Origin of the sequence: Candidatus Kuenenia sp. (assembly GCF_039794105.1) — a bacterium.
Classification (GTDB): domain Bacteria; phylum Planctomycetota; class Brocadiia; order Brocadiales; family Brocadiaceae; genus Kuenenia.
Genome location: NZ_JBDIWA010000012.1, coordinates 1 through 13,917 on the forward strand (window position 1 = coordinate 1; position 13,917 = coordinate 13,917).

10 protein-coding genes are annotated in these 13,917 nt (G+C 42.2%); all 10 read right to left on the reverse strand.

The features are described 5' to 3' along the window. Positions 1–721 precede the first annotated feature (721 nt). The 10 genes from ABJL82_RS07895 to ABJL82_RS07940 all read right to left on the reverse strand — a co-directional run bounded on the left by ABJL82_RS07895 (position 722) and on the right by ABJL82_RS07940 (position 13,781). The gene (locus tag ABJL82_RS07895; RefSeq protein ID WP_347274187.1) at positions 722–1,987 is read right to left on the reverse strand and encodes a DUF2130 domain-containing protein; all 1,266 of its coding nucleotides are present in this window, start codon (positions 1,985–1,987) and stop codon (positions 722–724) included. 542 nt (positions 1,988–2,529) lie between these two features. Beyond that, on the reverse strand, positions 2,530–5,916 hold the full coding sequence (locus ABJL82_RS07900) for a PAS domain S-box protein (protein ID WP_347274188.1): 3,387 nt from the start codon (positions 5,914–5,916) through the stop codon (positions 2,530–2,532). A gap of 256 nt (positions 5,917–6,172) precedes the next feature. Beyond that, positions 6,173–6,880: a lipoyl(octanoyl) transferase LipB gene (lipB, locus tag ABJL82_RS07905; protein ID WP_347274189.1), complete on the reverse strand. Its 708-nt coding sequence runs from the start codon at positions 6,878–6,880 to the stop codon at positions 6,173–6,175. Next, positions 6,831–8,081 (reverse strand): dihydrolipoamide acetyltransferase family protein, encoded by a 1,251-nt coding sequence (locus ABJL82_RS07910; RefSeq protein ID WP_347274190.1) that lies wholly within the window; start codon positions 8,079–8,081, stop codon positions 6,831–6,833. Before ABJL82_RS07910 ends, lipB begins: the two co-directional genes overlap by 50 nt. Positions 8,082–8,096: 15 nt before the next feature. Beyond that, entirely contained in the window at positions 8,097–9,071 is a 975-nt protein-coding gene (locus tag ABJL82_RS07915) for an alpha-ketoacid dehydrogenase subunit beta (protein WP_347274191.1), read from the reverse strand. An 84-nt stretch (positions 9,072–9,155) separates the two neighbouring features. Next, complete coding sequence (locus ABJL82_RS07920; protein ID WP_347274192.1) at positions 9,156–9,797, reverse strand: LexA family transcriptional regulator; 642 nt, start codon at positions 9,795–9,797, stop codon at positions 9,156–9,158. Positions 9,798–9,912: 115 nt separating this feature from the next. Continuing rightward, positions 9,913–10,890 (reverse strand): thiamine pyrophosphate-dependent dehydrogenase E1 component subunit alpha, encoded by a 978-nt coding sequence (locus ABJL82_RS07925; protein WP_347274193.1) that lies wholly within the window; start codon positions 10,888–10,890, stop codon positions 9,913–9,915. 162 nt (positions 10,891–11,052) lie between these two features. Continuing rightward, on the reverse strand, positions 11,053–11,298 hold the full coding sequence (locus ABJL82_RS07930) for a ferritin family protein (RefSeq protein ID WP_099326317.1): 246 nt from the start codon (positions 11,296–11,298) through the stop codon (positions 11,053–11,055). Between the two features lie 173 nt (positions 11,299–11,471). Beyond that, positions 11,472–12,605, reverse strand: coding sequence for an SAM-dependent methyltransferase (locus ABJL82_RS07935; RefSeq protein WP_347274194.1), 1,134 nt, complete (start codon positions 12,603–12,605; stop codon positions 11,472–11,474). 276 nt (positions 12,606–12,881) lie between these two features. Next, entirely contained in the window at positions 12,882–13,781 is a 900-nt protein-coding gene (locus ABJL82_RS07940) for an NAD(P)-dependent oxidoreductase (RefSeq protein WP_347274195.1), read from the reverse strand. Between the last annotated feature and the right edge of the window lie 136 nt (positions 13,782–13,917).

Sequence of the window (13,917 nt, forward strand, 5' to 3'; positions counted from 1 at the left end):
GGCTAATGAATGCTGTGTTTAATCCAAAATAACTAAACATTAACGCCCCTGAAATAACAACACCAATACCTATCTTCTTAAACATTTCGCCATCCTCCTTCAATTTACATCTTTTTTAACAATCTTCCGGAAACACTCCCGAAACAGACTTTTTTCTCAACGCAATACCTACGCAATGCGTTTGCCATTGAAAATTAAAACAATATAATTTTTTTATACTAGCAGTAATAAATTTATAACCTTCAAAGATAAAAGTAGTTATGACTGATAAAATTAACAACGGCATGAGAAGCAGTGATAAAAACAAATCCGGGCAATTTACAAATAGTGTATGCAAATCAATACACCGTATAGTTGATATTTCATAAACTATTAATGCTTAGAGTTGTTATGCTTGTTTTCCACTGTATGCAAATACATACAGCAGATTCTCGTATTAAATTTAGTATTGCATAAGGGATGTGATGCGGCGGTATCACTATTTAATTCATATAGTGAGTACATATTGCGATGGGCTAAGAAATACGTGCGCTTTCACACTATGGATTAACGCGATGATTTAAATGATGGTGAAAAAAAGAGTGAAGACTTTCTCGCCTGTATTGCGGTAAATAAAAACGCGGCTTAATCAACCAGGAACGCGGCTTAATCAACCAGGAACCCGGCTGAATGTTTCTTTTAACTTTGGACGGTTCTAGAGTCATAACACTACGTACTGCAATTATTCTTCAGATGCCTCCAAAGCGTTTAATTCCAACCCCTCAATCTCCTGCAACGTCTTCCCCGCAATACCCTGCAGGTCGCCGTACATGCCAACGGTAGACTGCATCACGCGCCCGATCTGTTCCTCGCGCTTGGCCCATTGCTTCGTAATGACCTTCTTCTCTTTTTCGAGGTCTTCCTGCATAGATGAGAACGCCTCAACGATGGCCTGTACACGCTGTCGGAATCTAGGGCCGGTGAGGTACCGGTAGACCATTTCCATCTTGGTTTGCTGCCCTTCCATAGTCTGCCGGGCTGATGAGACCTCGATGAGGGTGTGGCGGAGCGTGACAGCTACGGGAATTGCCGCCCTGGGGTGCGTTACCCATACGCCGTCAATCAATTCGAATGTCGCCGCGCCCTTCGGGAGCGCCTGGCTGACAATTACGGCAACCTCTGCCTTTGCTGCCCGCTGGTCTTCACGAAGCTTGATAAGCCAGCCGTCGCTCCAGCTCTTTGTCCTTTTGGACTCCCACAAGATAGTACCACAGGATTGGCCGAGGTGGCCAATGACCCGATGCAACACATCGCCGCCATGCTCGCCCTTCGGAACGGGTTCTATCGTATCGCGCGGGAATTTCGAGATCAATAGCGCTTCAAGCTCAAGCTCCTGGACTTCTCCCTGAAGTTGCTGCGACCCCTGATCGGCCTTGCGCTTAAGTTCTTCTATCTGCTTTTGCATTGAGGCGATAGTCTGCTCTTTCTCCAACACCTTGAATTTAAGTTGGTCTTCCGCCTCTTTGTGCGCTTGTTCACGTACCGTGGCAAGCCCTTCCTGTATGCGCTTCTCCACCGTCAAGTCAAATTCTCGTTTTTCGTCATCAAGTTCCCGCTGCCTTCTCAAGACTTCAGCCTGCGCCTTCTGCGCCTCGGCAAGTTTCTCGTCCCTCTGTTTGAGCACTTCCTGAAGATCGGCAAGTTCCTTTCGTTTTTGCTCAAAGTCGGCAGCAAGTGCAAGTTTGGCCTTCCTGGATTCTTCGGCGACTATCCTGTCGCGCTCCTGGCGCAGTTTCTCTGCGACCTGTCCGTCAATAGCCTCTTTTGCCCTGGCAATCTCTTTTTCACGCTCACAAAGCAAGGTTTCGCGCTTGGCGATGTCAGCGTCTTTTTGTGCCAGACGTTGCTCATACTCGCGACGAGCGGACTCGACGATCGGCGCCGCAAGCGATTCTGTCAGCTTAATCGCAGTCTGGCATTTCGGACAAGTAATCATTGGCTCTGTCACACATCTCTCCTTTAGAATATCAACAAACCGATAACACTGTAGGGGCGAAGCATTTGCAATAACTGGCATACATGCATTCATGTCCAAATATGCAAATGATTCGCCCCTACACCCTACACGGGAGCATTCCCGTTTTTTTGTGACTTCCGCCATGTTTTAATGAAACATTAACCCTGACAGCGTTGTTTTACCCCCAATCACATAATCGGTTACAAAAAATCGGGAATGCTTACTCATGTATTTTGTTATTGCTGGAATTTTTCAAAAAACTAAAGTGTTACCCTTTTTTTGAATGTTTTTGATTTTCGTTGTCCTCATATTGAAAATCTATAAATGTAACTTTATCTTCCAACACACAACCCTTCTGCAGAGGCTGGCATGGTTTCTTTAACCGAATACATTCATTATTTTTTTGGTGAGGACACGTCCAACTCATTTTTTCTGCAACTCCAAATGCGCATGCGCATGTACATGTTGTACCTACCACGCGAATAACTTTAACCCCTTTTAAAATACAAAGCAGATACGAATTATCTATCCCTTTAAAGTATCTGCTGAATATGTTCTAATACAACTTCTAAATCAAATGGCTTATTGATGATAAAATTTGCTTTTATTTTATTATCTGGAAAAGTATCTGCGGTATTCAGGAATCCGGTAATTATACCTACCTTCGGTTTTTCTTCTAATATTTCTATTGCATCCATTATCTCCCATCCCGAAACCCCGGGCATCCCAAGATCACAAAGGACAAGGTCATATTTGTATTGTTTGAATTTATCTAATGCCTCTGCGCCATTATTACAATATTCAACAACATACCCTTCCTCTGTAAGAAAATTGCACAATACTTTTCCTATAACCAATTCATCCTCAATCACCAATATCTTATTTCCTCCACCAGACTCCAACACCGCATCGCCGACTGTGTCCGCATCATCAATCATCAATACATTATCTTCCATCATCCCTTTTTTTGTCTCGATTATTTGTGCTTCTTCTGTCGTATTAACCTCTTTTTTTGATGGAAACGACAATAGGAAAACACTTCCCATTCCCACCGTGCTGGAGACGTGTATCACCCCACCATGCCTTTTAACCATTCCGTAAACAACACTCAAACCTAAACCTGTGCCCTTTTCCTTGCTCGTGAAGAAAGGATCAAAGATTTTCGATATCACCTCTTCAGTCATACCGACCCCCGTGTCGGAAATACTCAAATGTACGTTATCTTCATCCTCCCAGGCATTAAAACAAATGGTGCCTCCTTTGGGCATGGCATCCAATGCATTATTGATAATATTCAATACTACTTCCCGTAATTCTGAAGGATTGCCTTTTATATCACTGACTATTTTAAGTCCATCTGTGTTCATGCTATACTTTATCCCTGCCCCCTGAGCCATATCCTGCCATCTGGGCCTGAGAAATTTCACAACATGTTTTGTCAGTTCAGACAGATCAACCGATACATAGCCGGGGAAATCTTCGTTCTTTTTGGTAAATTCATTTAATCTTCTAACAATCTCAGCCCCGTCTTTTACGTATTTGTGAACTATCTTAAGAGAGTCCAGCAGCATCTTCCGGCCTTTATTCTGTCTCATTAACATCTGTATATTGCCGTCAATAGCCGCAAGGATATTATTCACCTCATGTGCAACACCGGAAGTAATTGTTCCCAGTGCCTGCATTTTTTTAGAATGTAAAAGCTCTTTCTCCATGCGTTTTCGTGCAGTAATATCCTGAAAAGTAACAACTGCTCCGATATTTTTATTATTTTTCCGTATCGGGTATGACCTATACTCGACAGGAAAAAACGATCCATCGGCACGCCATGCAATATCATCGATAACGTGAATACTTTCACCTTTCTGATACGCCTGAAAAACACTACATTCCTCTATAGGGAACGGCGTGCCGTCCCGGCGGGAATGATGAATCATTTTATGCATTTGATTCCCGACAAGCTGATGCGGGCTCTCATATCCAAGCAATTTAGTACATGCAATATTTGCAAACGTGCATATACCATGCTCATCTATCCCATAAATACCTTCCCCTGTGGAATCAAGCAACAATTGAATTTTTTCATTACTTTCCTCAAGCGCCGCTATCGCCCTTTTACGTTCCGTAATGTCTTCCACAATTATCATGTAAAAATCAGGTTTCTCACCTATCTTCCACATGGGCGATACCGTCATATTCACCCACACAACAGACCCGTCCCACTGAAAAAACCGCGATTCCATAATAAATTCACGAATCTTGCCGTCGATTAATTTTTGTATATTTACTAAAGTTGCCTGCCGGTCATCGGGATGGGCAAGCGGCGCACTACAAATAATATCATTGTATTTTTTATTGACTAAAATATAATTGCCCGTCTTTACTTCCTGAAGCGCAACACCAACCGCAGCCTGGTCAAACATTACGCGAAAACGCTTTTCACTTTCCCGCAGGGCAGATTCAGTCTTTTTCCGTTCTTTCGATTCCATTGCCAGTTTAATATTCTGTTTTCCCAGCTTTCCCGCATATTCCCTGGCATCCTGTTTGAGAAGTGCATTCATTTTTTTAAGTTCGATCTCCATTTCCTTGCGCTGTGTAATATCCGTCGAAATCCCGCACAGCCCGTAAGGGACGCCATTTGAAGCATATAATGGAAATTTTATTGATAGATAGGTGTGAGGGGCGTCATCCTGGAGAACAATTTCTTCAAATTCCATAGGAGTTTTCGACTCAAGCATTTTTTGATCGTTCTTATGTAATGCCTCCGCCATCTCCCGTGGGAATATATCGTAAACTGTTTTCCCTTTTATCGTATCCCCGGTAATGTGAAACAGCTTTTCATAGTGCTTATTAATAAACAGGTGCTTACCCTCAATATCTTTTATGTAAATACACGCTGCGGCATTATCAAACACTGCCTGTAATTGACTCTGACTTTGTTGCAGTTCATTTTCCGCCTGAAGCCGTTTAATGATTTCATCTTCCAGGCTTTTGTTTGCCCTTTTCAAATCCTCTGTCACCTCAATCATGTACTCATTTGTCATATCCAGTTCAGCCCGGATGGCGGCAGACATTTCTCTTTCGATGAGGTATTTTTTGTGGTAATCAATACTATTTTTATGAAACGGTTTGATGTTTATGCCAGATTCATCATTATTAATGCTTATTCCATTTGAATTCGGTGCGTGCAGACTATTTTTAAATATATTGCCCTCTATTTCAAATGGCAGCATAATCTGCTTTACCACGGGATTGATGGCGAGAAATGATTTTGCGGTATTTTTACGAATTGACTCTTTGGAAAAGATGATAATCGCATAGACATTGCCTGAAGTAAATTTTCCGCCAAACCCGAAAACTGATTTTATGGAATGTGTATTCACAAAATTTGCTTGTTCCTGAATTGACGTCATGTCTCCAGCATCTTCAATATAATATAATCCATAATTTTTATGTTGGTCATTTTTGAGAAAATCTACTCCCGCATTTACTTCACAAAAAGGATGTTCTCCTATTTGCGTTAAAAGCGCAGCGATCATAGGGTATTTATGAGACAATTGCGGATCATCCATGGGAAAGGCAATATGATTCCAGGATTTTTTTCTATCACACCACGCTTCCAAATCACCCCATGTCCCTAGTAAAGTCAAATACCTGTTTTGTGAAGTTATTGATTCCGCTGTTGCCTTGTTTTTTATATAAGACAGAACATCATCCGGAAGTTCCTGATAAGAACATGATTTAAAAATGCGTACTAGTGCAAAAGAACTGCTTCCGTTATCGGTAACAAATGAATGGTAAAAAAGCCTTGTTGCCTCCAGAACAGATTCTTCCATAAATGCATGTCCACTACATTTATCTTTAATGTTTTTGGAGAATCTCTTTATTTCAATTACCGATAATTGACCGAGATTTATATGCATACAATTGCCCGCTTTCAAACTAATATATTTAATTTTTATTGCAAATCATTACATGATAGTAATACTAACACTACTTATTATATATAATATATCAAAATATTTAATTGTAAATTCTGAAAATGAAAGAAACAACCCTGTCAGGGTTAATATACATGCTCGCAAATACAGGACGTATGTTGATGTTAATGTAGAGACGCATTGCATGCGTCTCTCTGTTATGTCTGTAAGTTCTCTTGTATCAACATTCTCTTTACGCTCAACAGTTTCCAGACGCATGCAATGCGTCTCTACAAAAATATGGCAACGAATTTTCTATGAAAACTATTTCGGTTTGAAAGATGTTTGCATAATGACTTGTAATCCTTTCATATATTTCTTTTAAATCAACCGTTGTATTCAATAGGCTTTGCAGGGATGCGACCTTTATCCCGTCAATTCCGCATGGGATTATATATTCAAAAGGAGACAGGTCATTATTAACGTTGAGTGAGAAACCATGCATCGTATAACCCGTGGCAATCCTGACGCCGATAAAACCTATCTTGGCATTATCCGCCCAAACGCCGGTATATTCTTTTCTCCTGTTTACCGTTATCCCATAATCAGATACGACTTGGATCATTACCTCTTCAAGCATCCTCAGATATTCATAATAATCATTCGTATAAGAACGCATTTTTAAGATAGGGTATCCTACTACCTGGCCAGGGCCATGATACGTGGCAAGACCGCCCCTGTCTGTCTTGTAAACAGCAATGCCGATTTTCTCATAGCGCATTTTATTTGAAATAAGATTGGATTCTTTATATCTGCGTCCATAGGTGAATGTGGGAGGATGCTGAAGAAGAAGCAGGCAATCTTCTATTTTTTCAGAGATCCTTAGCTCTAACAGTGTTTTTTGCAACTCCCAGGCTTCACCATATTCCACCATATCCGCCAGGAGGATTAGGTTTTTTCTGTTCATAGAGAGATACTCCCCACGTCTCCAAAATATTCTTTACCTTATGAAGAAATGCATCGGCATGGGCGCCATCCATTACCCGATGGTCAAATGAAAGACTAAGATACACCATTGACCGGACGGCAATGGCGTCAGCATCACCGAGGATAACCGGCCTTTTTACCACAGCCCCAACTCCCAGTATTGCAGACTGGGGTTGCAATATCAATGGAGTCCCAAACAGGCTGCCATTGACGCCGTAATTTGTAATAGTGAATGTCCCGCCCTGGACGTCATCCGGTTTCAATTTTTTTGAGCGGGCATTTACTGCTATTTCCTGAATTTCCCGTGCTAATTGAAACATATCTTTTTTATCCGCATCCTTAATAACGGGAACAACCAGGCCATCCTCAAGGGCAACGGCAATGCCCAGATTAATATAATTCTTCTGCAAAATGCCGTTATCCGTCCACGATGAATTCAAGGCGGCATGTTCTTTTAAAGCCTGTACTACCGCAAATGCAATAAAAGGGAGATAGGTAAGATGTATGCCTTCCCTTTTCATCGCTTCTCTGTTCAGTTCGCGGTATTTTGTCACAGGCGTCATATCCACTTCAAATACGGTAGTTACAAGCGCCGCTGTTTGTCTGCTGAGCGCCATCCTTTCCGCCGTAATTTTGCGTTTTGGATGCAACGGAATAAGCGTCTCCCGCTCCGCTTCTTTGACGATTTTTTCTTTTGAAGCAGTAATCTCCTGCCTTGAAGAGATATATTCCATTATATCCTTTTTGGTTACCCTGCCAAATTCGCCCGAACCTTTTATTTCAGGCAAGCTGACGTTATATTCCTTTGCCAGTTTTTTTACTAAAGGAGAATATCTTTTTTCATGCATATCACGTTCACCGGCAATTGCCGCCGTTTCAGATATTTCAACCCTCTCTTTCTCTTCCTGCTCTTTCCTCACTGTTCCGGCCTGCGCCTTTATTTCGCCCTCTTCAATTTGAGCAATAACGGTTTGAACCGCCAGGACAGCGCCTTCTTTGTAAAGAATCTTCTTTATGATACCGGCAGACGGCGAAGGTATTTCGGTATCAATTTTATCCGTGCTGATTTCTACCAGCGGCTGTTCTTTTTCAACGTAATCACCCTCGTGAACCAGCCATTTAAGAATAGTGCCTTCCGCTACGCTTTCTCCCATTTGCGGCATGATTATATCAATAGTCATATACACTTCTCCGAATTAATAACGTATTATTTTATCTATCGCGTTTACCACATCTTTTGTTTGCGGGATAAATGCTTCTTCCATTAAAGGGCTGTAGGGTACCGGGGTATCCGGGGCAGCAATGCGAATGACCGGGGCATCCAAATCATCAAAACAATATTCGGAAATCAATGCAGATACTTCGGCGCCAACGCCGCCCGTCTTTGTCTGTTCATGCAGAATAATCACCTTGTTTGTCTTCTTAACGGACTCGTAAATTGTTTTTTTATCCAGTGGCAGGAGTGTTCTCAAATCGATAATTTCAACAGAAACACTGTTCGCCTTCACTTCGTTTGCCGCTTCAATAGCCGTATGCACCATGGCTCCATACGTAATAACCGATACATCCGTGCCTTCCTGAACCACCTTTGCCATGCCGATCGGCACGATGTAATCGTCTTCCGGAACCGTATCTTTTATCCGCCGGTAAAGGTACTTATGCTCGCAATAGAGCACGGGGTCATTGTCACGGATGGCAGCCTTCAATAAACCCTTTGCGTCGTACACACTCGATGGCGCCACAATTTTTAATCCAGGTACATTAAAAAAATATCCCTCAATACTCTGTGAGTGAAATGCCCCGCCATGTATATTGCCGCCATAAGGCGCACGAACAACCATAGGCACGGCGGAACCCATGCGATAATGGAATTTTGCCGCCACGTTTATCAACTGGTCAAAAGCGCAGGAAATAAAATCAGCAAACTGCATTTCAACAATCGGCCGCATCCCGACAAGGGCTGCGCCAATTGCGGCTCCGGTAAACCCTGATTCCGATAAAGGGGTATCCAGCGCCCGCCACTCTCCGTATTTCTCATAAAACCCTTCCGTAGCCCGAAACGCCCCGCCATATACCCCTACGTCTTCACCCAATACAAACACGCCCGGATCGCGGGACATCTCTTCATCCATGGCTTCCCTTATTGCTTCAAGATAGGTAATTTGCCCCATCCATGCCTCCTTTTTGACTTTTACATAGTATTTTATATTTGTGTTAGATACACTGATTCATTTTCTTTCCCTGCAAGCTACTCGTCATAACCGTTTGCCTGACCACACAACCCTGCCGACAATCACAATATCACCATTCTCTATCTGAGCCGTTTTTGCTTCAATGGGTTTATAAGCAGCATTGTCGCACAACAGACGAAGACTACCGCCGGGAAGGCGCTGCACCCGTTTAATGAACGCTGCCGCACCTTCGGTACGCAAAAGATACAATCCATCCCGGTCCAGCACATTATTTTTTTTGTCAACGATGACAACATCGCCGTTTTTTAACATAGGTTCCATGGAATCATCTTTTACATAAAATAAATAAAGATTCGCTTTATTAGCGCCGAATTCAGACATTAACCAATCGTTTTTAAACGCCATAAATCCCGCTGTATGTTCCGGTTCTTTTGCCTTTTCCTCCGAAAATATTTTGGCGTTATATATAGGGATACTCACATAATCACTCGTTTTTTCCTGCTCTCCTTTAATAAGCCAGTCAATGGATACCTGGTGTAAGAGGCAAAAACGGACGAGCAATTCGGAGGGAATTTCATTTTGTCTTTTGAAGGAAAGAAATGCCTGTGCTGTTATTTCAAGGCTTCTTGCCAAATCATCTTCCGATTTGGTATTCAGCACTTCCTTAAGCCGCTCTGTAACCTCTGAAAATTTTATATTGTACATTTTTCAGTTTCCAAAAATTTAATACAGCATCCTAAGCTGGCATAGCCAGAACTAAAAAAAGCACGAAATACGAAAGGGGAACCACAGATTACACAGATTAAAAACTTGACTATTCCTATCTTGTTTCTACCGGCGTAGCATAAACACCTTTCAGGCCGTCTGCGGGGTCGGGATACGGGCTCTCTTCTGCAAATGCCTCCGCTTCATCTATTTCCTTTTTTACCCTGGCGTCAATGCCGTCAAGTTCTTCTTTACCTGCGATATTCTTTTCCGTCAAATACCTTTCCATATTTGCGATAGGGTCCTTCTTCTTCCACTCTTCCAGCAATTCCCCTGGTACATATTTGGCGCTATCATGTTCCGAATGACCATGCATACGCATGGTTTTACACTCTATAAACGTAGGACCTCCGCCATTCCTCGCAACTTCATATGCCTCCTTTGCAGCCATGTAGACCTCAACAACATTGTTACCATCCACAATTTTGCCGGGCATGCCGTATGCAGCAGCACGTTCCGCGACGTCTTTGATATTCATTTGAAGCCTCAGCGGCGTCGAATATGCGTACTGATTGTTATTGCAGAAGAAAACAATGGGCAATTTTCTTACCGAAGCAAAGTTCATACCCTCGTGAAAATCACCGCGGCTTGTGCCCCCATCACCGGTACACGCAGCCACAACCTTCTTCTCTCCGCGTATTTTAAAGGCAAGGGCTACACCGGTGCCTACGGGATAATTGTCCGCCAAATGGCTTGGGAACCCGACAACGCCATACTTCATATCACCTATATGCACATTGCCTTCTTTTCCACCGGTAACACCGGTCTTTTTCCCGAAATACTGCGCAATAATGCGTTTCGCAGAAATACCCCGTATCAGGAATACTCCCATGTCCCTGAAATAAGGGGCGGCAATATCATCCTTTTCAAGCGCATATCCGTATCCTACAGAAACCGCCTCTGTGCCGTTGCTCGTCCATGCCCCTCCCATAATTTTCCCCTGATGGTAGAGAGAGGTTACACGATCCTCCAGCCTCCTCGTTAATTTAAGGTAATAGTACATCTGCAATAGATCGTCTTTTTTTATTTCCATATATGCCTCTGCTTTATATGATAAAAATGGTAAAGTTAGCTCAGTCTACAGTCTCCAGTCGGCAGTCCACAATCCACAATCTGCAATTTGCCGATTGTAGACTGCCGACTGCCGACTGTAGATTGCCGATTTCTAAGGTATAATAAAAAAAACCCTGGCCCCTTATATACCGCCGGTAATTGCTCTGTCTATTTCCTTCTGCGCCTTCAGTTCCGCCACATGATGTTGTAGTTCTTCAATATGTGATTTCTCCCATTCTGCAAGTTCAAGCAGCAATTTTTTTGTCGCAGGTTTTGTTGCTTTTAATGAAGCGTTATAATAATATTCATATGATTCCTCTTCTCTTTTTATCGCCTCAGTCAGGATATTCATAATCAATCCCACTTCCAATGGTTGTTTGCTCTCCACAAATTACTCCTTTCTGTTTTAATGAAATTGGTCATTGGTCAACCTCCGACTGTCGACGGTAGATTACCGGTGGAGGAAGAGACAATTATAAGCTTGTGACAATTTTTTAATCTGTGCAATCTGTGAAATCTGTGGTTCCTCTTTCGTATTTCGCGTTTCGCGATTGAAGCGCATTATGTTCCGGGTTTTAACGCACTTAAAGGTTTCAGGCTGGACAAGCATGGATTTTTCACATTCCTGTGCTGAATCAGCGCCTTAAAAACCTCTCCCATGCCTTCAGGCAGAAAGAGGTTTTTTACTTTCAAAACAGTTTCAAGATCGTTCCTCATGTTATTTAACTTCTCCAGTATACCCAAAGCAATTAAATAATGAGATTGCTTGACCAATCCTGTCGCATCTAGCCCCACCCCCTTCCCAACGTCCATCAGGAAAGAAAAGTCAACAGAAGCGGTAATATCCTGTTCTCCCACTCGTTCATAATAATCCTGGTTAACATTGTGCCGGTAATAGCACCTCAATGTGCCTCCCGTTGTGTTGTCCCGATATAGCCGCTGCGCGGTGTCTCCATAATCAATCGTTAGCACAAAACCGCAGTTTAATTTCTGCGCAACGTGATTCAGATAATCACGGGCGGCCAGGTTTATTTCAAGCGCCCTGCCCTCTCTTAATGGCACTTCAGCATTGATGCAATAGTCTTTTAATGCGTGATTACAGACATCACCAACAATTTCATAAAAATCGTCACCATTGTACCCAACATATATCTCTTTTACTTCACCTTCTTTTACTAATAACCGGTGTACAGGCAACGCATCGATAAATTCGTTTGACAAAAAACAGCCCTGAACAGCGTCAAATGAAAACCCATCCTCTCCGTATGAGTGCCACGAAAGTTTTTCGTCAAAAACAGGGTCTCCGCAAAAAAGTTCCTGCTGTTTTTCCCGAAGATAGGGATTCGATTCAACAATAAAGTACTGTATGTTTTTGTAAAACCCGGGATACTCATTTTTTATATAATGCATAATATCAAAACATAACCAACCGGCATTCGCTCCCATTTCCACAACAGTAAATGGAGCACACCCCAATATCCTCCACATCTCTTCCAACTGGACTGCGACAAGTTCTCCAAACATCCGGTGAACAGCGGGACTTGTATAAAAATCCCCTGATTTACCAATTGACACGGCATTCGAGTTGTAATAACCGTATTCAGGGCAATACAATGCCATCTGCATAAATTCGGCAAAGGGAATGTTCCCCTTATTTTTAATACGTTCGATGATTAAGTCCCTGAGGATAGTCATTAAGTCAGTCAGTATATAGCTAAAAGCATCTATTTCCCTAAGCTGGCATAGCCAGAATCAAACAAGCGAGATATAAAAAATACGAAATGCGAAACAAATCCAAGACATACAACAATATGAAGCACGAAATCCGAAAGATGCATTTGTTTAGAATTTCAAATCATTTTGTCATTAGAATTTGCTTCGGATTTCGAATTTCGAGTTTCGGATTTCACAATTAGATATTTTGCCAAAAAGTGCAAAGAAATTACTGCTAAGCACCAAAACGTCCTATAATCAAATACGATGCGCCAACTCCCGAATGTATCGCTTTACCCCTTCAATGCCGGAATAAGAAACTCCCAGTTCCTTTGATTGCGTACTGTCGATCGTATGAATAGATTTTTTTGTCGTGCCACTGATAATTGACCGTGAACCGCAAATTTCCCTGGCAATTTGGGCAACGTTCATATAGTCAATATACATGTCCATCAGATTATATATCTTTCCCGAGGCATCTTTATTGCCAGCCGCCAATTCAATTGCACGGACAACATCTTCAACGTAAACTATTTTTCCCCCGCCGGACACTTCCACATCGCGGCCATGCTTAATATCTTTTACAATATTATACCAGGCGGAATGTGCAAGGTGCGGCGCAATCCCATAAATGCCTACAGGCCTGAATATTGTTATGTCAAAATATTTTGAAAGAAAATAAGAATGGCAAAATGCCTCCACAGACGCCTTGTAGGCCCCATAATTAGACTCCGGCAGCAAAGGGTGCAATTCATCAAGACGGATATAGGGATAAATAAATCCATAAACAGCACAGGAGCTGATAAAGATACATTGTTTCACCCCCTCGCATTTCGCAGCGTCAAGCAGCTCTATGCTCCCCAAAAGGTTCGTTTCCACAAATCGTTTTATATCCTTATTGCCCGCTTCATGAAATGACGCCCCATTTCTTTCGTACGCCATATGAACAACAATATCCGCACCGTACACAAATTTCTTCAACGTTTCTTTATCGTCTAAATTCCCCTGCACATATGTAATGTTTTTTTGAAAATCCTGAAGATGCAACAGATTCGTTGTATTTCGAACAAGCGCCAGGATTTGTATACCCTTCTCAAAAAACCGCTTTGCAAGATAATACCCCAAAAACCCCGTTAAACCCGTTACCGCTATTTTCATATTTATGCCCCTTTTATCGTTTGACTTTATAGAGCAAAACGCCGCCATCGCCACTATTACACTTCCTGACTATCAGATACCATTCCCCTTTATTATATTCGATATGAATTTCATGCCAATATAAAAATACTTAGGG

Excerpts from the sequence above, each read along its gene's own strand:
- ABJL82_RS07910 (WP_347274190.1), bottom strand. The coding sequence starts at position 8,081 with ATGACTATTGATATAATCATGCCGCAAATGGGAGAAAGCGTAGCGGAA.
- ABJL82_RS07940 (WP_347274195.1), bottom strand. The coding sequence starts at position 13,781 with ATGAAAATAGCGGTAACGGGTTTAACGGGGTTTTTGGGGTATTATCTT.
- ABJL82_RS07920 (WP_347274192.1), bottom strand. The coding sequence starts at position 9,797 with ATGTACAATATAAAATTTTCAGAGGTTACAGAGCGGCTTAAGGAAGTG.
- lipB (WP_347274189.1), bottom strand. The coding sequence starts at position 6,880 with ATGAACAGAAAAAACCTAATCCTCCTGGCGGATATGGTGGAATATGGT.
- ABJL82_RS07900 (WP_347274188.1), bottom strand. The coding sequence starts at position 5,916 with ATGCATATAAATCTCGGTCAATTATCGGTAATTGAAATAAAGAGATTC.
- ABJL82_RS07915 (WP_347274191.1), bottom strand. The coding sequence starts at position 9,071 with ATGGGGCAAATTACCTATCTTGAAGCAATAAGGGAAGCCATGGATGAA.
- ABJL82_RS07935 (WP_347274194.1), bottom strand. The coding sequence starts at position 12,605 with ATGACTATCCTCAGGGACTTAATCATCGAACGTATTAAAAATAAGGGG.
- ABJL82_RS07925 (WP_347274193.1), bottom strand. The coding sequence starts at position 10,890 with ATGGAAATAAAAAAAGACGATCTATTGCAGATGTACTATTACCTTAAA.